This window comes from Escherichia sp. E1130 (assembly GCF_005781065.1).
Classification (GTDB): Bacteria; Pseudomonadota; Gammaproteobacteria; order Enterobacterales; family Enterobacteriaceae; genus Escherichia.
Map to the genome: position 1 here is coordinate 99,062 of NZ_VATL01000008.1, position 18,491 is coordinate 117,552.

The window sequence follows — 18,491 nt, forward strand, 5'->3', positions numbered from 1 at the left end:
GATGAAACCCGACGCACACCAGGTTAGACAGTTCCTTCTCGACCTTCAGGATACAATTTGCCAGCAACTGGCCGCCGTAGATGGCGCAGAGTTTGTCGAAGATAGCTGGCAACGTGAAGCTGGTGGCGGCGGGCGTAGTCGGGTGTTGCGTAATGGTGGTGTTTTCGAACAGGCGGGCGTCAACTTTTCTCACGTCCACGGCAACGCGATGCCCGCTTCCGCGACCGCTCATCGCCCGGAACTTGCCGGGCGCAGTTTCGAGGCGATGGGCGTATCGCTGGTAGTGCATCCGCATAATCCGTACGTTCCCACCAGCCACGCGAATGTGCGGTTTTTTATTGCCGAAAAACCGGGGGCCGATCCCGTCTGGTGGTTTGGCGGCGGCTTCGACTTAACTCCATTCTATGGTTTTGAAGACGACGCCATTCACTGGCATCGCACTGCCCGTGACCTGTGCCTGCCATTTGGTGAAGACGTTTATCCCCGTTACAAAAAGTGGTGCGACGATTACTTCTACCTCAAACATCGCAACGAACAGCGCGGCATTGGCGGGCTGTTCTTTGATGATCTGAACACGCCAGATTTCGACCACTGTTTTGCCTTTATGCAGGCGGTAGGCAAAGGCTACACCGACGCTTACTTACCGATTGTTGAACGGCGTAAAGCAATGGAATACGGCGAACGCGAGCGCAATTTCCAGTTGTACCGCCGCGGGCGCTATGTCGAGTTCAACCTGGTATGGGATCGCGGGACGCTGTTTGGCTTACAAACCGGCGGGCGCACCGAGTCTATTCTGATGTCGATGCCGCCACTGGTACGCTGGGAGTATGATTATCAGCCAGAAGCAGGCAGCCCGGAAGCAGCGTTGAGTGAGTTTATTAAGGTCAGGGATTGGGTGTAACTCCCTCATCCCAACTCCTGCATCCGCTGATGCAGTGTCAGTGACGGCTTCTCGGCAAACAGTTGCTGATAATCCGTGGCGAATTGCCCCAGATGCCAGAATCCCCACTGCATGGCGGCGTCTTTTACCGTCATACTTTGCGACCACGGACTAATCAGCTCACGGCGCACGGCGTTCAGGCGAATGCGTTTTAGCCACGCATTCGGGCCAATGCCCAAAATAGCGTGAAATGCGTTTTGTAAGGTGCGGCGGCTGACGTGCAGTTGATTACACAAGTCCAGTACGGTTACCGGTTCGGACATGTTTTCCAGCACATATTCACGGGCGCGGGAAAGCAAACGTCGGTAACTCTGATGACTAATACTTTCCGCTGTCACCATTGGTTGCGCTTCTTCCAGCATCGCCCCCATCGCCATCAGCAAATTATCCCCCAGCACTTTACGCACCGCAGGCTGATGAAGATTCTCCGGGTTCTCGCAAAATGTCGCCAACGCCTGTTGGACAAAGCCCCACAGCGCGGCTTTATGCTGATCTTTCACTTCCAGCGCCGACTGGTTACGTAACATATGCAGCACCCTTTCCGGGTTATGCAAAAAGTTAGCCTGCCGGGTAATGACATCTTCAGAAAGCACTACGCCAAGGATCGTATAATCATCTGGTGTACTCAGTTCAAACTCGGTGCCGCCAGGGCGCGTGGCAATTTCCGCGCGTCCCAGGCATTGTGAGCCGATAAATCCCTGTTCGCCGCGTGTCGCCGGAATACCAAACCAGAAAGAGTTCGGCCAGACCAGGCACGACTGACGCAGTGCCAGACCGGTGTATTCACGGAAAACCTGAATATCATCAAGCAGAATTTCCGTAAATTCACCATGAAACTTGCCCGGATGCAGCTGATCGTAAATCTGCTGCCAGGCGGTAATCGTCAAAGCATGTTCATAGACATCCGTTGTCTGTCGTTGATGAACATTATCCACTTCGACCTTCGGCGTAAGCTTCAGGTTTTCGGATAAGGGTTCATGATAAAGATGGTGCAAATTAGCTGTACGGGGCTTTTTCATGATGTTAATGCCGGGTGTTATATGACACCCGGCACCTCCGACAGATTAATGGGGCTTGAGACGATAACGACTACTGCGTTTACGTAACGTCCCGGCAGAAAAGAGCTGTTCGAGCGCATTTCTGGCTTTTTCCAACGGCCAGCCAAAGTGGGCAGCCACTTCTCCTGCCGTCATTCCCTGACGTACTGATGTTAACAGCGCCAACAACTCGTCAGCAGATTCCGCAACGATAGCTGGCACGCAGGGTTCCTTTACAGCTTGCTTCGGCTGGCGGTTAAAGCCAGTAACCAGCCACTGGGTGTCATCGTCTGGCCGACCGATCTCCTTGCGGCTAATGACGCGCCCGGTACGCATCGCAGCAGCACAACCTGCGTCCAGCGCCGCACGACACGCCGCCAGATCGCCTTCCACCACCAGCGTCAACCTGCCAGGGTCAAGTACTTCATGACTGAGCAGACGTACGTTGGCCGCTTTCAGCATCGCATCCGCCGCATCGATTGCTGCGACCATGCCGTCCACTTCCAGCAATCCCAGTGCATTGATCATCGGCAACCTCCGTTACGCACGCTGGATTGGATTCCGCGCGATTTCCAGCACTGCATCGGTAAAGGCATTACAGGCCGCTTTACACGCCGCCTGGCTTCCCGTTAAGAATGCGGCGGAATAGTTGGTTTCTGACGGCGGCGGGACATAAGTCACCAGTTGCACGTCGGCAGATTTTAACGCTGCATCAATGCCATAAGTCGCTTCCAGCGGCGGCGCCACCAGATACGCCATCGGATCGCCAAGCGTAATACCCGCAGTGGAAGAGAGATAAGAACCAGTGCGCGAAACCACATGTGCAAGGAATGCCGTATCTTGCGCATCGTTGGCCCACTGGAAGGCCGCACCGTTTTCAATATGCGCAACCATTGCATCCAGACCAGCACGCACTTCCGCCGGGTTTGGCCCGCCCAGCATAATCAGCACTTCACCGGCAGTCGGTGACGGGCCGTGTGCGGCTCCTGCATACAGCGAGCGGCCATACACCACTTCCACCATCGCCTGTTTGGTCGCTTCATCAGCGGCAATGTAGGTGACGTCATCGGAGTCGGCGGAAATCAGCCCAAGGCTACGAATATGCGGCGGCAATTTCAGCTCACGCGCAAAATCGGCGTTAACGGAGGCAATCACCCGCATGGCGGTGACCGACGGTCGAATCAAATCTAAAGCTGGCATGATGCCTCCTTATCGGGTCATGTTGATGCCGGATGCTTTCTGCTCCAGCATACGTTTCGCCAAATCCACAATAACTGCTGCGGCTTCAACTGGCGGCGTGCCGCCCTGGTGAATGTTAGAGATACAGGTGCGATCGGCCTCAACGGTGGTCGCCATACGCGGTGAGTAAACGGCGTAGCAGGAAAGACTTTCTGACTGCCCTAACCCCGGGCGTTCGCCCACCAGCAGGATCACTACTTTCGCGCCGAGGATCTCACCGATCTGATCTTCAATTTTCACGCGACCGTAACGCACAAAGAACGGCGTGCCGACTTTCAAACCAGCCTGTTTCAGGCCCGCCATCAGCGGTGGCAGGATCTCTTCATAATTCACGGTGATCGCGTCAGTAGACAGGCCATCAGAAATAACGACCTGTACGTCCGGACTGGCGACACACTGTGATTTCAGGGCTTCAACAGCTTCTGCACACAGGCGGCGACCCATATCCGGGCGAGTCAGGTAGAGATTTTTGTCGCTAATTTCAGAGCGCACTTCCAGCAAGCCCTGCGCTTTCACCCACTCTTCCGGCACTTCTTTCAGTACGGTATCTTTCGAACGAGAGTGATCGGCCAGGAAACGCAGCAGCGCCTGGGTACGCGGACGCGGACCAGCACGACCGGTACAAACGCGGGCCACGGTGCTGCGGCGCAGTTCTGTTAATACGTCTGCGCGATGCGGATTTTCAACGCCAATCCACGCCTTCGCTTCAGCGGAACCTAAATCCAGCACACAGCTTTCCGAGGTCACTGGTGTCGCACAGGTGGTGGTGGCGCACTTTGCTTCTGACGGCGCGGGGGCCGCTTGTCCCATTGACGCCATCACGCTGCGTACAATTTCTTCAATCTGTTTTTGATCCATGATGTGTTATCTCCGCGTCATCAGAAGAACAGTGACGGATCGCCCGCCCGTTTGGTCAGGCGACCGTTTGCCATAATGCCCATGCTTTCCAGCCAGCGTTCAAACTCCGGTGACGGACGCAGGTTGAGTAACTGACGCACAGTGGCGGTATCGTGGAACGCCGTGGTCTGGTAGTTGAGCATGATGTCATCGCCCAGCGGCATCCCCATGATGTAGTTGCAGCCTGCGGTGGCGAGCAGGATCATCAGGTTTTCGTTGAGGTTCTGGTCAGCGTCAGCGTGGTTGGTGTAGCAGCAGTCACAGCCCATAGAGATGCCGCTCAGCTTGCCCATAAAGTGATCTTCTAAGCCCGCACGAATAATCTGGCGGTCGTTGTAGAGATACTCCGGCCCAATAAAGCCGACCACGGTGTTGACGATAAACGGATCGTAATGACGCGCCAGCCCATAGTTACGCGCTTCCATCGTCACCTGGTCAGCGCCGAAGTTAGCACCTGCGGACAGCGCAGAACCTTGTCCGGTTTCGAAGTAGAGGCAGTTTTCCCCGGCGATACGGTTGAACTCCGCGCCCACTGCGCGCGCTTCATCGAGCATCGCCAGTTCCACGCCAAACTCTTTCAGCCCTTTTTCGCTGCCGCAAATACTCTGGAAAATCAGCCCGCCCGGCGCGCCGCGACGAATCGCTTCAATCTGGGTAGTGACGTGCGCCAGCACGCAGCCCTGGGTCGGAATGTTGTATTTGTCGATCACGCCATAGATGGTATCCAACACGCGGCTTAAGTTTTCCACGTCGTCAGTCACTGGGTTAACGCCGATCACCGCATCGCCCACCCCGAAGGAAAGCCCTTCGTAGATTTGCGCGGCGATACTTTGCACGTCGTCACGGGTATCGTTCGGCTGCAAACGGGCGCTAAAGGTGCCCGGAATACCGATGGTGGTATTGGCCTTTTTGATCACCGGCATTTTCTTCGCGCCGTAGATCAGGTCCGCGTTGGAGCAAATCTTCGCTACCGCTGCGACCACTTCCGAGGTCAGCCCTTTGCGGGTAAAGGCAATGTCGTCCACGCTGGTTTCATCGCTCAGCACATACTCACGCAGTTCGCTGATGCTCCAGTTTTTAATCTGGTTGTAGGCCGTTTCGTTAACGTCGTCCTGAATCAGCCGCGTGACGCAGTCATCTTCATAGGCAATCACCGGATTATTGCGGATGTCCGCTACGGTCATTTCCGACAACACCTGCTTTGCCGCCACGCGCTCCTGTGAGCTTGCCGCTGCAACGCCCGCCAGCACATCCCCCGAACGCAGTTCGTTGGCTTTAGCCAGCACCTCTTTTACATCCTTAAACTGATATACATTGCCGAACAATGTGGTCTTTAGTTTCATAAGTCGTTCCCTCAGGAAGGAAATGCGAGTGATTTCACCGTCACCGGCACAACCGATCCGCCAAAAAGAGGCGTACCAATGTCGATATAGTCCCCCGCGCGGACAATCACTTCGTCAATGACTGCCAACGGGAGTTGTTGTAGCTGTGGGCGCAACAACATGCCCAGAGCTTTACCAAAGTCCTGCCCGGCCACCACCAGCAGGGGATGCGGATTCGGAAAACGCGCGACGAAATCGACCAGCGCGTTGATGACCGTCAGTACCGCGGCGTAACGCACAGGCAGCGAGGCGGGAAGCGCCAGCACGTACGCGTCAGTTTTGGGATCAAGATCCAGCTGAATCAGCGCCTGTTGCCAGGCACTCACCAGATCCGTTTCATCAATTGGGATCGCCACCGGCAAATTACGCAGCGGCAGTTGTACGCCCTCCAGCCAGATTGTGCTGCCAGAGAGCGAAAGAGTATGTGCGCCCGCGCCAATCACCGTGGCGCGCACGGTTTGCGCCGGAAACTGCACGTTCATCTCACGCAGGCGCGGATGGTCATGCAGCGCCGTTGCCAGAAGCGGGCCAATATCGGCAAAACAGAACGGATCGGCGGGCTGGTGGCGATAACATTCGCCCACGCCGCCAGAAAGCGTAATGATTTCGGGCGTAACACCTGCGGGCAGTAAACCGGTTTGCATCAATGCCTGCGCGAGCGGCGAGAGCGTTCCGTCAATCACTTCGACAATCAGTTCCGCCATCCGCCGGGTAACCTGCACCAGCTGCGCGCCAGTCAGCGAACGGGCGTCAGTGCCTGCGCCGAAACACTCATCCACAATCATCTGCCCCGGTTTATGGGCGTACACCACGCGCCCCTGGCTGTCGGTTTCCAGCAGGCGACCGCCGACGTTGAGGCAGGCAGTACCACTGATTTTTCCGGCATCGAACAGGGCGTAGTTCGCCGTGCCGCCGCCGATGTCGATATTCAGTACCCGACACAGCCGTTGTTCAGAGAGTATTTGCGCCCCGGCACCGTGACCCGCGATCACAGATTCGAGATGCGGTCCGGCGCTGGCGACCACAAAATCCCCCAGCGACTGGGAGAGCGTCATCACCGCCGGACGGGCATTGCGGGTTTTTGCACTTTCGCCAGTAATGATGATGGCACCGGAATCAACGCTTTCCGGTGCAATGCCCGCAGCCTGATATTGCTCGAGGATTAAAGTTTTCAGCTCCGCTTCTTTTAAACCGCCCTGTTTATCGACAGGGGTAAAGAACACCGGGCTTTGCCAGCTAATTTCGCGTTTGATGAATTCGTAGCGCGGCACCTGCGACACCGCCGCACGGTTAACCAGCTCCAGGTGGGAGAAAATCACCTGGGTGGTGGTGGTGCCGATATCGATACCGACGCTTAGTAGCTGGCGAGTGTTCACGATTGCGCCTCCACTTCGGCTTTAGCCGCAGTCGCGTCTTCTTTTGGTACCAGCATCATCGCCACGCCAATCGCCGTAACGCCGCCGATCAATTTGCCGACAATCATCGGGAAGATCATGGCGTTCATGTTGGCAGCGGCGAAGCCTAAGTGGTCGCCCAGGGCGAAAGCAGCGGAAACGGCGAAGGCGCAGTTGATGACTTTGCCGCGGGTATCCATCTGCTTCATCATGCCGAACATCGGGATGTTGTTAGCAAGCGTTGCCACCATGCCAGCTGCCGCGATATTGTTCATATTCAGCACTTTACCGACGCTCATCAGCGGTTTTTCAAACCAGCGGGTCAGCAACAGCACCATCGGATATGCCCCTAACAGCACGCAGGAGATAGAACCGATAACTTCAATGGCGCGCATCACCTCACCTGGTTTATCGCCAGGGGCCATGAAGATCGGATCCAGGCCCGGGATCAGTTCCCAGCCAAGCAGGAATTTCACCACCGCGGCAGCAAGGCCGAGGGTAATCAATGCAACGAGGAATTTGGCGAAGATCTGGAAGCCGTTGATCATTTTTTCCGGGATGAATTTCAGCCCCAGCGCCACCAGTACCGCGACGATCAGTACCGGGATCATGTTCATCAGGATCAGGGCAAAGGTGAATTCCACAGGCTGGCCGTTGATTTGCACGCCGGAATACATAGCTACCAGACCACCAGCAATACAGCCAATTGGAATGGTCACAATGCCGGCCAGCACACCGAGCGCCAGATAACGACGGTCAGAAGGTTCGATAATGCCGAGCGCCACCGGAATGGAAAACACAATCGTTGGCCCCATCATCGACCCGAGAATTAACCCAGAGTATAGCCACGCTGCTACGTCGCCGCCCGCCAGCTCTTTGGCGAGGAAGAAGCCGCCCATATCGCACGCCAGCAGCGTACCGGCGAACATTGACGGGTTGGCGCCGAGCATTTCGTAAACCGGGATGATCACCGGCCCGAGTACGTGGGCCAGTACCGGTGCCAGCGCGGTCATACCGACCATCGCCAGGCCCAGTGCGCCCATTGCCATAAAACCTTCTTCGAACTGCCCGCCGGATCCTTCGATACTTTTACCGAACTTACCGAGGAAACGTGCAGAACCGCCGAACTGCGACAGGATCCTGTCTACGGCAGCTATCAGCATAAAGAACATCATGATGTACATGATGATTTCGTTAATTCCCATCGCCTTTACTCCCTGTTAGTTGTTATTTATTGGCGGATACGGCGTAAACGCCTTATCCGCCCTACATGTGCAATCCCCCAGGCCGGATAAGACGCGACAAGCGTCGCATCCGGCATTTATTGCGCCGCTGCGTACAGGCCGACAATCTGCTCCAGGCTGGCGGTACGCGGGTTGCTACGCAGACAAATATCTTCCTGCGCGGCCTGCGCCCATGCACCGTAATGCCCGGTTGTTGCACCCACATCAGCCAGCCGCTTGTTGATCCCAACTTCCGCTATCAGCTCACTTACCGCATTAATAGCGTCACGATCGTCGGATTTTTTAGTTCGCAGCGCCCGACCAACCTGGCTAAAGCGTTCGCGACAAACCATCCGGTTAAATTCCATCACCGTTGGCAGCAACATGGCGTTCGCCAGACCGTGCGGAATATGCAGCGCCGCCCCTGGCTGATGCGCCATCGCGTGGCATAACCCAAGCCCGGCGCTAGAAAACGCCATTCCCGCCATACATGAAGCCAGCAACATACTCTCGCGAGCGGCAAGGTCGTGACCGTAGCCCACCGCTTTCGGCAGCGATTGACCAATCATCGCAATGGCGCCAATCGCCAGACTGTCGGTAAATGGGGTGGCGTTCAGCGCGCTATACGCTTCAATGGCGTGAGTTAACGCATCGATGCCAGTCATCGCCGTGACATGCGACGGCACGCCTTCGGTTAGCGCAGCGTCGAGAATCGCGACATCCGGCATCAGCGAGGCATGTGCTAACACCTGTTTGCGCCCGCTTACCGCATCGATAATCACCGTCACGTTAGTCGTTTCAGAGCCGGTTCCGGCGGTCGTTGGAATGGCAATTAACGGCAATCGTGGTTGCAGAACGCTGGTTTCTGACATTTTTGCCAGCGTGCTATCGGAATTCGTCACCAGCAACGCTACGGCTTTCGCTGCATCGAGCACCGAGCCACCGCCAAACGCGATGACACCATCGCAGCCTGATTCACGCAGCTGCGCCACGGCTGCGCACACGTCTGTAATGCACGGTTCGCCCACCGGACACGGCCAGAGCGTCATAGCGATACCTTTGACGGTCAGACTGCGAATCAGCCCGGCGGTCATCCCCGACTGATGCAAAAAGCCATCCGCCATCACAAACAAATGTTTCAGCCCGCGCGTTTGTGCTTCCTGCCCGCAACTGCTCACTGCGCCCAGACCGCAGAGTGTGACAGGCGGGACGCTAAATGTTTTTACCCGTTGCAGATTCAGGGTATCGAACGCCTGAAAGAGCGCGGTCTGCAATTCATTTTGCATAGATCCCCTCCGCTTTCTCTCGCCCACTACTGGCGATCGCCAGCGGGGTCATAAACAAACTGTGCTGCGGTAGATGCACCTGTAACGCCGGGAATTGTTTGCGAAACAGTTCCGCCACGCCCGGTTGCATACAGGAGCCGCCCGCCAGCCATAAATCAGTAATGCCCTGCCCTTCAATATGCCGGGCGACAATGTCCGCCATTTTTTCGTACACCGGTTTCACCGCAGGCCAAATCTCTTCACCATGTCCGCGCTTGTACTGCTCTGCCTCTTCCAGCGAAATACGGCGATTTCCGGCGAGAGTCAGAGAGATGTGATGTCCGCCGGTGGCTTCATCCGCCGAGTAAGTCACCTTGCCCTTTTTCACGATGGCAATGCCGGTGGTGCCGCCGCCGATATCCACTACACCTGCGTTATCCAGTTGCAGCAGATCCGCCACGGCAGTTGGCTCATCCAGCACATGGCTCACTTCCAGCCCGGCGGATTCCAGCACGTTGATGGATATACGCGGGTCCGTACCAGGAGGAAATGAGGTCGCCGCATGGCTAAAACGGCGACCGAATTGCTGCTCAAGCGTGTCGAGATGGCGACGAACAATGGTGACAGCGCCGAAGAAATCCCAGACGATGCCGTCGCGGACCACATCGGCCCAGTCGAGGCATACCGCCACCGGCTGACCGTCGCGATCGACAACCATCGACACCACATCGCAGGTGCCCAGATCCACCCCCAGCCACAGCGGAGATTCCGTCGCGGCGGGCGTCTGGTTACACAGCGTTGCCGCCGTTTGCAAACGCGGGGTGAGCCATTGTTCGTCGTGCGCCATCGGTTACTCCTTAAACAATGCGAAACGCATCGACTAATACACAGCGACGCAGACGGACAAAAGTACGCGCGCTGGTTACCCCTTCACCGGTTGGCGTGGTGATGGTCATGGTGGTCCAACCTTCCCCGCCCAGCCCCAGCCCGGCAATGCACGGTCCGTTTTTGACGAAAATGCTGGTATCAATAGCGTTTGCCATCTGGTTCATGTTTTCGATATTGCGCGAGTGCATCGCCGCCGTGTGGTGGCAACCGCCTTCCAGTTTCACCGCCAGCGCAATGGCATCCGCCACGTTGGCGACGCGCACGACGGGCAGCACCGGCATCATCAGTTCGGTCACGGCAAACGGATGTTCTGCGGTGGTTTCCACAAACAGCAAACGCGTTTCTGACGGGACGTTCAGGCCGATTGCCGCCGCGATTTTCGCCGCATCGCGACCAACCCAGTCACGGCTGACGGAGCCTTTTCCGCGCTCGTCGATATTTTTCAGCAACACCGGTTGCAGCTGCTGCGCCTGCTCTGTGGTCAGTTTCACCGCGTGCTGGCCTTCCATCAGACGCATCAGTTCATCGGCTACGCTATCAACAACAATCAGCACCTTTTCATCGGCACAGATGATGTTGTTATCGAAAGAAGCGCCTTTGACGATGGACTGAGCGGCACGGGCGAGGTCGGCGGTTTCATCCACCACCACTGGCGGGTTACCGGCACCTGCGGCAATCAGGCGTTTATTGGTGTGTTTGCGCGCCGCTTCCACTACCGCTTCGCCGCCCGTCACTACCAGCAGGCCGATGCCCGGAAACTTGAACAAGCGTTGCGCGGTTTCGATATCCGGATTGGCCACGGTAACCAATAAGTTTTCCGGCCCGCCTGCGGCAACAATCGCCTGGTTGAGCAGCGTAATCGCCCGCTGGGAGACTTTTTTCGCCGCCGGATGCGGGGCAAAAATGACGCTGTTGCCCGCGGCAATCAGGCTGATGGCGTTGTTAATTACGGTTGCCGCCGGGTTAGTGGAAGGCGTCACCGAAGCCACCACGCCCCAGGGCGCGTTTTCAATTAAGGTCAGGCCGTTGTCACCCGTCAGCACCTGCGGAGAGAGACACTCAATACCTGGCGTACCGCGCGCCTGGGCGACGTTTTTGGCAAATTTATCTTCAACGCGGCCCATACCGGTTTCACTGACGGCAAGTTCCGCTAAATCTCTGGCGTGCTTTTCGCCTGCTTCACGAATGGCTGTTATCGCCAACTGGCGCATTGCCACACTTTTTAATCCTTGCTGGGCAATTTTGGCTGCCGCAACGGCGTCATCCAGGGAAGCGAAAACGCCCATCTCATGAACGGCGGCGGGCGGTGTGCCACTGCTTTGCATTTTCAGCAGTACCGCTTTCACCACCTGTTCAATATCCTGTTGATTCATGATGTTCTGCCTTATTTGTGGAAAATAACCTGACCGCCAGACACCACCTCATCGACGATGCCAATCACGCACAGATCGACCGGTGACGTTTCGCTTTTATGCGCCTGGCGGGCGGAACTGCCACTCACCAGCAACACCCACTCCCCGGTTCCCGCGCCAATATTGTCGATGGCGACGGCACATTGCCCGTCAGGATTACCTTGTGGATCAATCATTTCCACCATCAGCAATTTGTCATGCGCCAGTCCGTGATGGCGTACGGTACAAACAATTTGTCCAGTGACGATTGCCAGTTTCATACCCGCCTCCGTGGCGTATTTCAGGTAAAAGCTCCCCCTACCCTCCGCGGAAGGTAAAATGAAAAAGGAGAGAGCGTGACGCCCGAATCGACGTCACACAGGGTGATTACAGGTTGCTGCTGTCGCCTTTCAGGCCGATCGGGAAGACTTCTTCCAGGTCGCCGTGCGGACGCGGGATAACGTGTACAGATACCAGCTCGCCAATACGCTGTGCCGCTGCGGCACCAGCATCGGTCGCGGCTTTACAGGCTGCAACATCACCGCGAACCATCGCAGTGCACAGGCCGCCGCCAATCTGCTTCACGCCGACCAGTTTGACGCGCGCAGCTTTCACCATCGCGTCAGAAGCCTCAATCAGTGCAACCAGGCCCCGGGTTTCGATCATTCCTAATGCTTCCATTGTGTTTTCCTCTTTATCAGGGTCCAGAACGGGACCGTTCATTCAACCAGTGTTTGTAAACTGCTTTCGCGGTTCACTTCTGTCTGACGCGGTACGGCTGCCACCAGCGCCAGTTCGATAATTTCCTGCACGCTACAACCACGAGAGAGATCGTGCATCGGCGCGGCAAGTCCTTGTATCAATGGCCCGACGGCACGATACCCGCCAAGCCGTTGTGCGATTTTGTAGCCAATATTTCCGGCTTCCAGCGACGGAAAAATCATCACATTGGCTTTGCCCTGTAGCGGGCTGGCAGGCGCTTTTTGCGCCGCGACATCCGGCACGAAAGCGGCGTCAAACTGCAACTCGCCATCGACTACCAACTGCGGTGCGCGTTCACGGACGATTTCTGTCGCCTGTTGCACATTGGCAACGCAGGGGTGACGGGCGCTACCGTTGCTGGAAAACGACAGCATCGCCACGCGCGGCTCTTCTCCGGTGATGGCCTGCCAGGTTTCGGCGCTGGCAAGCGCAATATCCGCCAGCTGCGCCGCCGTCGGCTGCGGCACCACGCTGCAATCGGCAAAGCCCAACGCCGGACCGCTGTACTGTGGCAGCATCAGGAAAATGGAAGAGAGCGTTTTACAGCCAGACTGCAAGCCAATAATGCGTAATCCGGCACGCAGCACATTCGCCGTGGAAGAGAGGTTGCCCGCGATACAGACATCCGCTTTACCGGCGCTGACCATTGCGGCGGCGAACATCAGCGGTTCGGTGAGTTTTTCCAGCGCATCCGGCGGCGTTTTTTCGCCCGCGCGGGCCAGCCAGCGATGAGCAAATTCTTCCCGCATTGCGAGGTTGCCATGCGGATCAATCACCTGTAGCCCGTCCATCGCCACGCCGTGACTGAGCGCAAACTGACGAAGTTCAAACGGATTGGCGACCAGAATGGGCGTTGCCAGACCTTGTTGATGTAAATATTGCGCAGCTTTCAGCACACGTTGATCTAACGCATCCGGAAAAACCACTCTGGCGGGCGCTCCCAACGCCAGTTCACGACAACGTTCAATAATCATTGCGTCTCCCCCAGTCGTTGTTGGATCTGCTTCACCGTTAGCGGCTGCTTCGTTACGCTCAGGATCATCATCACGTAAACTGTGCTCGAAAGGCGGTTCAGCGCCTGCAAGATGTCCGGGCGAAATACGTCAAAACTGCGGGTGATAAACACCTGCGCCGCTACGGTTTCGGTTTCACGCACTTTGGTACGTAGCAGATTCAGCAACGCCGCATCGCGCCCGTGGCTGGCTTCCGGCACCAGATGATCGTGGTCGAGATAGCGCAGCGGCTGGTGAGAAAGTCGATGCAGATCTTCGTCAGAAAGCCCGACAATCGCCTGGCAGCCCAGCGGTTCCCCCAGCGCATCGGCACGCATAATGTTGCCAAGACGCGAGCGAATATCCGCCAGCCACGGCTGCCACGGTTCCGCCAGTTCAATTTGCAGCCACACAGCCAGCGCAATGGTGCTGTCGAGAACAGCGCGAAAACCCAGGCGCGGATCGCTTTTGGCAACCATTTTTTCCGCCGACAGATGAGTCAGTGTGTCTGGTTTTTTCGCCACCGGCTGGCGGCACAGTTCGCAGCACGCCTGCGGATGTTCATCGCTACTGGTCAGCCCGTGAACGGGCTGCGGCTGCTGCTGTTCATCATCAACAAACAGGCTACCCTGCTCGTCAATAAACTTGATGCGCAGATGGCGGCTTTCCAGCAACTCCCGGGCAGAGGGCGTCAGGCGACTGTCCGCAGGGAGATGGATCTCTGCGCCTTCGCTGAGCGTATGGTTCGCTCTTAGCCATGCTTCGGTGATGAAATCTTTCATAGGGATTGCCAGTTAGCCGGCCAGGCGACATACAGGAATTTCACGCTGGATGTCGTACCAAATTCGATGCTGGATCCTTTCGGGATAAACATCACATCGCCCGCTTTGGCAATCATGGTTTCGCCTTCGTGGCGAACATGCAGCTCCCCTTCCAGCACCATGTCGATTTCGTCGTAGTTCAGGGTCCACGGGAAGAAGGCGTTGTCCCACTGCATGAAACCAGCGGCCATACTGCTGCCGTCGTCTCCGGTCACAAGATCAGTTAAGCCCACGCAGTGCGGTTCAGCGCCATCGAAACGGCCAAACTTGACGCTGCTGCCATCAATCACTTTGATGCCGCCTTTGCCGGTCACCGATTTGAAGCTCGGCTGCATCGCGCCCTGCTCCAGTGACTGTTTTTCCTTCATCACTTTTTCCATCAGCTGTGCGACCAGGCTTTCGGTAAACTGGCCTTCTGGCAGCTGGGCAATGATGGTTTCGCGGATGCGCTGGCTTTCGGTTTTATCGGCTGATGCACTGACGGGAACGGATGCCGTTACAGGCGTCGATTCATCGCACTCGGTGATGGTAAAACCCAGTAGATCCGCCACTTCGCGCGCTTCAGGGGTAATAATGCTGGCGCGCAGAACCACGGACATTGCCTGTTCGCCGCGCGCGTGTGCTTCACGAATATCATTCGCTGTGATGAGTTTTTTCACCTGCTTCCTCCTGTTCGGTGAGAGATGCCAGATAATCCACCAGTTGCTGCACGCTTTGCGGGTCATGGTTGTTTAGCGCGAAAATTGGCTCTTCAAAGCCAGTCTCAAGCAATAACTGTCGCGTTGCGGTGACGTCAGCATCCGGCATGTCCGTTTTACTGATGACGGCGATTTGCCGTTTACTGGCGCCAATATCCAGCAGCCCGGCAGGTAATCGGCTTTCTGGATCATTTGCGCCGTGGACATATATCAGCATGTCCACATCCTGTAGCGTGGTTATTAAGGCGTGATACCAACGGGGATGGCTAAAATATTCACCCGGAGTATCAATATCGCCATTATCATTAAATTCCACGGCCTGTGTTTTTCTGGCGAGGGTATAATCTCCCTGCAACGCATTAAATAACGTTGTTTTTCCTGCCCCGACGCTACCCACAAACGCAATTCGTTTCATGAATGCCTCGTATTAACTTTTAGTCATTTCACACAGCGTATAATTTAATAAGCGTCCTAAACCACTGACGGTTTGTGATAACGCTTCTTCTACTGCGCCCACCGAGCCATAAATCACCAGCGCGCCGCTAAAACGGTCGAGAAAACCGATGTGTACATCGGCAGCTTTTAATGCTAAATCACCGGCAATCATCGCTGTTTCGCCGGGAGTTAGCGTCATAATGCCAATTGCGCCAGCATCCGGAACGCCGATTTTCTTCGCCAGTTCTTCACCCGGATGCGCAATCAGATGCGCCAGCGTGACCTGTTTCCCGGGTACAAATTCCTGAATGATGCGTTCTTTGTCCATGAGTCGCCGCCTGTAAAAAACGTGCGTGTATCGTGACAATTTTTCGTCAGAGTAAATAACAAAATTCGGCAAGCGTGTTTAAAAGGTGAGGTAGATCACTAAGAATGGAGAGATATTTACCGTGATACATAAACTTTCATATGCAGAGCATGAATAAATATAAAAATATTGCTTTATTTTATGTCGGGTAATTTATTTGCTATTAGTAAAAGCAGTAAGACGTATTAATAATATAAAAATCGCTTACCCCGAATTACTCAGGGTAAGCGTGATAGTTAAGCAAGAATTACAGCGGTTGGGTTTGCGCTTCAACCACGGCGAGCGCCACCATGTTGACGATACGACGCACTGACGCGATCGGTGTTAACACGTGAACCGGTTTCGCCACGCCCATCAGCACCGGGCCGACGGTGACACCTTCCGAGCTGGAAACGCGCAGTAAGTTGTAACTAATACGAGCAGCTTCCATGTTCGGCATCACCAGAATATTAGCGGAACCTTTCAGGGTGCTGTCCGGCATACGGTCGTTGCGAATCGCTTCTACCAGCGCCGCATCACCGTGCATTTCGCCATCAATCATCAGCTCAGGCGCACGTTCCCTGACCAGCTCCAGCGCTTGACGCATTTTGCTCGACGACGGGCAGTCAGAAGAACCGAAGTTGGAATGCGACAACAGAGCAACACGCGGCTCAATACCGAAACGACGGACAGTTTCTGCCGCCATCAGCGTGATCTCCGCCAGCTCTTCTGCGTCTGGGTCATCATTAACATAGGTATCAGCAATAAAGGTGTTACCACTCGGCAGCAACAGCGCGTTCATTGCGCCTGCGGTGTGAACGCCATCGCGATAACCAAAGACATTTTTCACTACGCTAAAGTGTTCGTGATAATCGCCCACCGTTCCGCAGATCATCGCATCGGCTTCACCACGCTGAACCATGATCGCACCGATCACCGTCGGGTTGCTGATCAGCGCACGTTGTGCCTGTTCCTGAGTAACACCACGGCGCTTCATGATCTGGAAGTATTCGCTCCAGTACTCTTTAAAGCGTGGATCGGATTCGTTATTGACGATCTCAAAATCAACGCCCGCTTTGATCTGCAAGCCCAGTTTCTGAATACGCATTTCGATCACGTTCGGACGGCCAATAAGGATCGGTTTTGCCAGTCCCAGGGTTACCAGTTCCTGCGTCGCATGCAGAACGCGCGCCTCTTCCCCTTCCGGCAGAACAACGCGCTTCGGCGCTTTGCGAGCCTGGGAGAATATCGGCTTCATAAACAGGTTGGTTTTGTAAACGAACTCGGTCAGCTTGTCGATGTAGACGTCAAAATCGGCAATCGGGCGCGTCGCCACGCCGGACTCCATCGCCGCTTTAGCGACCGCTGGGGCGATCTTAACGATCAGACGCGGATCGAACGGTTTTGGAATGATGTATTCAGGGCCAAAGCTCAGATCCTGATCGCCATACGCAGAAGCCACCACTTCGCTCTGTTCGGCATGGGCCAGTTCCGCAATCGCGCGGACTGCCGCCAGTTTCATCTCTTCATTGATAGCCGTTGCGCCAACATCCAGCGCGCCTCGGAAGATGAACGGGAAGCAAAGCACGTTGTTAACCTGGTTCGGATAGTCGGAACGACCGGTACAGATGATGGCATCCGGACGCACTTCTTTCGCCAGCGGCGGCAGAATTTCCGGTTCTGGGTTCGCCAACGCCAGGATCATCGGCGCGCGGGCCATTTTCTTCACCATTTCCTGAGTCAGCACTTTCGGGCCGGAACAACCAAGGAAAATATCCGCGCCTTCAATCACATCGTCGAGGGTACGTTTGCCGTCATCCACCACCGCGTAAGCCGCTTTGGTTTCCGCCATGTTCGGCTCACGGCCCTGATAAATAACACCTTTTGAGTCGCACACCACGATGTTATGTTTTTGCAGACCCAGCGCCACCAGCAGGTTCATACAGGCAATTGCCGCTGCGCCCGCACCAGAAACTACCATCCGTACGTCGGAGATATTTTTCTCTACTACGCGTAATCCGTTGAGAATGGCGGCGGTGCTGATGATTGCCGTCCCGTGTTGGTCGTCATGGAATACCGGAATGTTCATCCGCTGGCGCAGTTTCTGTTCAATATAGAAACATTCTGGCGCTTTAATATCTTCGAGGTTGATACCGCCGAAGGTCGGCTCAAGTGCGGCGACCACTTCGATAAATTTGTCCGGGTCGAGTTCATCAACTTCGATGTCAAACACATCTATCCCGGCGAATTTCTTAAACAGAACGCCCTTACCTTCCATCACCGGTTTGCCTGCCAGCGCGCCAATATTACCCAACCCCAGCACCGCCGTACCGTTAGAGATAACTGCCACCAGGTTACCGCGCGCGGTATATTTGTAGGCGTTTAACGGATCTTTTTCGATTTCAAGACAAGGCGCGGCGACACCCGGTGAATAGGCCAGCGCCAGATCGCGCTGGGTTGCCAGAGGTTTGGTCGGAGAAACCTGGATTTTTCCTGGTACAGGAAATTCATGGAAATCAAGTGCACTTTGTTTTAACTGCTCATCCATTTGGTTGTTCCTTTCACGTAACGTTCACAAAAATAGGTGTGGGCAACTGCCTCAGCCCACAACGTGGCGCACATTATTACCTTGCCGGAGCTTCGAGACTCTGAGCAAGCCCAAACTCTCCCCCATCAAATAATGTTTTGGTAATAATCCCATAACACTGATGTTACCTGCTTCATCCAGCAATACCATGCCTGTCTGCTATGCTTTTTTGATGCGTTTAGCGAAATTTCTCA

Annotated in this window: 19 protein-coding genes; 1 reads left to right on the forward strand and 18 read right to left on the reverse strand. The window is 55.5% G+C overall.

From position 1 onward, the window contains the following. Window position 1: 1 nt before the first annotated feature. Window positions 2–901: an oxygen-dependent coproporphyrinogen oxidase gene (gene hemF / locus FEK66_RS08590; protein WP_130207398.1), complete on the forward strand. Its 900-nt coding sequence runs from the start codon at window positions 2–4 to the stop codon at window positions 899–901. Window positions 902–906: 5 nt separating this feature from the next. On the opposite strand, the gene eutR is transcribed toward hemF, so the two are convergent. The 18 genes from eutR to maeB form a co-directional block, all read right to left on the reverse strand. Next, window positions 907–1,959 carry an HTH-type transcriptional regulator EutR gene (gene eutR / locus FEK66_RS08595; protein WP_130207400.1) on the reverse strand — a complete coding sequence of 351 codons (1,053 nt, stop codon included), beginning with the start codon at window positions 1,957–1,959 and terminating at the stop codon, window positions 907–909. A 45-nt stretch (window positions 1,960–2,004) separates the two neighbouring features. Beyond that, window positions 2,005–2,505, reverse strand: coding sequence for an ethanolamine utilization microcompartment protein EutK (gene eutK / locus FEK66_RS08600; protein WP_130207402.1), 501 nt, complete (start codon window positions 2,503–2,505; stop codon window positions 2,005–2,007). A gap of 12 nt (window positions 2,506–2,517) precedes the next feature. Beyond that, window positions 2,518–3,177: an ethanolamine utilization microcompartment protein EutL gene (gene eutL, locus FEK66_RS08605; RefSeq protein WP_001111027.1), complete on the reverse strand. Its 660-nt coding sequence runs from the start codon at window positions 3,175–3,177 to the stop codon at window positions 2,518–2,520. Window positions 3,178–3,186: 9 nt separating this feature from the next. Then, entirely contained in the window at window positions 3,187–4,074 is an 888-nt protein-coding gene (eutC, locus tag FEK66_RS08610) for an ethanolamine ammonia-lyase subunit beta (protein ID WP_135492878.1), read from the reverse strand. Between the two features lie 20 nt (window positions 4,075–4,094). After that, window positions 4,095–5,456: an ethanolamine ammonia-lyase subunit alpha gene (gene eutB, locus FEK66_RS08615; protein ID WP_000769975.1), complete on the reverse strand. Its 1,362-nt coding sequence runs from the start codon at window positions 5,454–5,456 to the stop codon at window positions 4,095–4,097. Window positions 5,457–5,467: 11 nt separating this feature from the next. After that, a complete protein-coding gene (gene eutA / locus FEK66_RS08620) occupies window positions 5,468–6,871 on the reverse strand; it encodes an ethanolamine ammonia-lyase reactivating factor EutA (protein ID WP_135494823.1) in 1,404 nt (467 codons plus the stop codon). Beyond that, window positions 6,868–8,094 (reverse strand): ethanolamine utilization protein EutH, encoded by a 1,227-nt coding sequence (eutH, locus tag FEK66_RS08625; protein WP_130260661.1) that lies wholly within the window; start codon window positions 8,092–8,094, stop codon window positions 6,868–6,870. The genes eutA and eutH overlap by 4 nt, the downstream gene beginning before the upstream one ends. A 116-nt stretch (window positions 8,095–8,210) precedes the next feature. Next, entirely contained in the window at window positions 8,211–9,398 is a 1,188-nt protein-coding gene (gene eutG, locus FEK66_RS08630) for an ethanolamine utilization ethanol dehydrogenase EutG (RefSeq protein WP_135486910.1), read from the reverse strand. Continuing rightward, window positions 9,388–10,224: an ethanolamine utilization protein EutJ gene (eutJ, locus tag FEK66_RS08635; protein ID WP_001551440.1), complete on the reverse strand. Its 837-nt coding sequence runs from the start codon at window positions 10,222–10,224 to the stop codon at window positions 9,388–9,390. Before eutJ ends, eutG begins: the two co-directional genes overlap by 11 nt. Window positions 10,225–10,234: 10 nt before the next feature. Further along, the gene (locus FEK66_RS08640; RefSeq protein ID WP_131162094.1) at window positions 10,235–11,638 is read right to left on the reverse strand and encodes an aldehyde dehydrogenase family protein; all 1,404 of its coding nucleotides are present in this window, start codon (window positions 11,636–11,638) and stop codon (window positions 10,235–10,237) included. 11 nt (window positions 11,639–11,649) lie between these two features. Further along, on the reverse strand, window positions 11,650–11,937 hold the full coding sequence (eutN, locus tag FEK66_RS08645; protein WP_130207415.1) for an ethanolamine utilization microcompartment protein EutN: 288 nt from the start codon (window positions 11,935–11,937) through the stop codon (window positions 11,650–11,652). Between the two features lie 106 nt (window positions 11,938–12,043). Beyond that, window positions 12,044–12,337 (reverse strand): ethanolamine utilization microcompartment protein EutM, encoded by a 294-nt coding sequence (gene eutM / locus FEK66_RS08650; RefSeq protein WP_000387713.1) that lies wholly within the window; start codon window positions 12,335–12,337, stop codon window positions 12,044–12,046. Window positions 12,338–12,375: 38 nt separating this feature from the next. Then, window positions 12,376–13,392 (reverse strand): phosphate acetyltransferase, encoded by a 1,017-nt coding sequence (gene pta, locus FEK66_RS08655; protein ID WP_138211445.1) that lies wholly within the window; start codon window positions 13,390–13,392, stop codon window positions 12,376–12,378. After that, window positions 13,389–14,192, reverse strand: a complete 804-nt coding sequence (gene eutT / locus FEK66_RS08660; RefSeq protein ID WP_135494825.1) for an ethanolamine utilization cob(I)yrinic acid a,c-diamide adenosyltransferase EutT — start codon at window positions 14,190–14,192, stop codon at window positions 13,389–13,391. The genes pta and eutT overlap by 4 nt, the downstream gene beginning before the upstream one ends. Next, the gene (eutQ, locus tag FEK66_RS08665) at window positions 14,189–14,890 is read right to left on the reverse strand and encodes an ethanolamine utilization acetate kinase EutQ (protein WP_130222003.1); all 702 of its coding nucleotides are present in this window, start codon (window positions 14,888–14,890) and stop codon (window positions 14,189–14,191) included. Before eutQ ends, eutT begins: the two co-directional genes overlap by 4 nt. Beyond that, window positions 14,865–15,344 carry an ethanolamine utilization acetate kinase EutP gene (gene eutP, locus FEK66_RS08670; protein WP_000820758.1) on the reverse strand — a complete coding sequence of 160 codons (480 nt, stop codon included), beginning with the start codon at window positions 15,342–15,344 and terminating at the stop codon, window positions 14,865–14,867. Before eutP ends, eutQ begins: the two co-directional genes overlap by 26 nt. 12 nt (window positions 15,345–15,356) lie before the next feature. Further along, a complete protein-coding gene (gene eutS, locus FEK66_RS08675; RefSeq protein ID WP_000356956.1) occupies window positions 15,357–15,692 on the reverse strand; it encodes an ethanolamine utilization microcompartment protein EutS in 336 nt (111 codons plus the stop codon). A 286-nt stretch (window positions 15,693–15,978) separates the two neighbouring features. After that, entirely contained in the window at window positions 15,979–18,258 is a 2,280-nt protein-coding gene (gene maeB / locus FEK66_RS08680) for an NADP-dependent oxaloacetate-decarboxylating malate dehydrogenase (RefSeq protein WP_135494827.1), read from the reverse strand. Window positions 18,259–18,491 lie beyond the last annotated feature (233 nt).

Bases quoted from the DNA above. Each gene is read 5' to 3' on its own strand.
- eutS (WP_000356956.1), bottom strand. From the start codon at position 15,692: ATGGACAAAGAACGCATCATTCAGGAATTTGTACCCGGGAAACAGGTC.
- eutT (WP_135494825.1), bottom strand. From the start codon at position 14,192: ATGAAAGATTTCATCACCGAAGCATGGCTAAGAGCGAACCATACGCTC.
- hemF (WP_130207398.1), top strand. From the start codon at position 2: ATGAAACCCGACGCACACCAGGTTAGACAGTTCCTTCTCGACCTTCAG.
- eutR (WP_130207400.1), bottom strand. From the start codon at position 1,959: ATGAAAAAGCCCCGTACAGCTAATTTGCACCATCTTTATCATGAACCC.
- eutH (WP_130260661.1), bottom strand. From the start codon at position 8,094: ATGGGAATTAACGAAATCATCATGTACATCATGATGTTCTTTATGCTG.
- eutN (WP_130207415.1), bottom strand. From the start codon at position 11,937: ATGAAACTGGCAATCGTCACTGGACAAATTGTTTGTACCGTACGCCAT.
- eutC (WP_135492878.1), bottom strand. From the start codon at position 4,074: ATGGATCAAAAACAGATTGAAGAAATTGTACGCAGCGTGATGGCGTCA.
- eutL (WP_001111027.1), bottom strand. From the start codon at position 3,177: ATGCCAGCTTTAGATTTGATTCGACCGTCGGTCACCGCCATGCGGGTG.
- pta (WP_138211445.1), bottom strand. From the start codon at position 13,392: ATGATTATTGAACGTTGTCGTGAACTGGCGTTGGGAGCGCCCGCCAGA.
- eutG (WP_135486910.1), bottom strand. From the start codon at position 9,398: ATGCAAAATGAATTGCAGACCGCGCTCTTTCAGGCGTTCGATACCCTG.
- FEK66_RS08640 (WP_131162094.1), bottom strand. From the start codon at position 11,638: ATGAATCAACAGGATATTGAACAGGTGGTGAAAGCGGTACTGCTGAAA.
- eutM (WP_000387713.1), bottom strand. From the start codon at position 12,337: ATGGAAGCATTAGGAATGATCGAAACCCGGGGCCTGGTTGCACTGATT.
- eutK (WP_130207402.1), bottom strand. From the start codon at position 2,505: ATGATCAATGCACTGGGATTGCTGGAAGTGGACGGCATGGTCGCAGCA.
- eutP (WP_000820758.1), bottom strand. From the start codon at position 15,344: ATGAAACGAATTGCGTTTGTGGGTAGCGTCGGGGCAGGAAAAACAACG.
- maeB (WP_135494827.1), bottom strand. From the start codon at position 18,258: ATGGATGAGCAGTTAAAACAAAGTGCACTTGATTTCCATGAATTTCCT.
- eutJ (WP_001551440.1), bottom strand. From the start codon at position 10,224: ATGGCGCACGACGAACAATGGCTCACCCCGCGTTTGCAAACGGCGGCA.
- eutB (WP_000769975.1), bottom strand. From the start codon at position 5,456: ATGAAACTAAAGACCACATTGTTCGGCAATGTATATCAGTTTAAGGAT.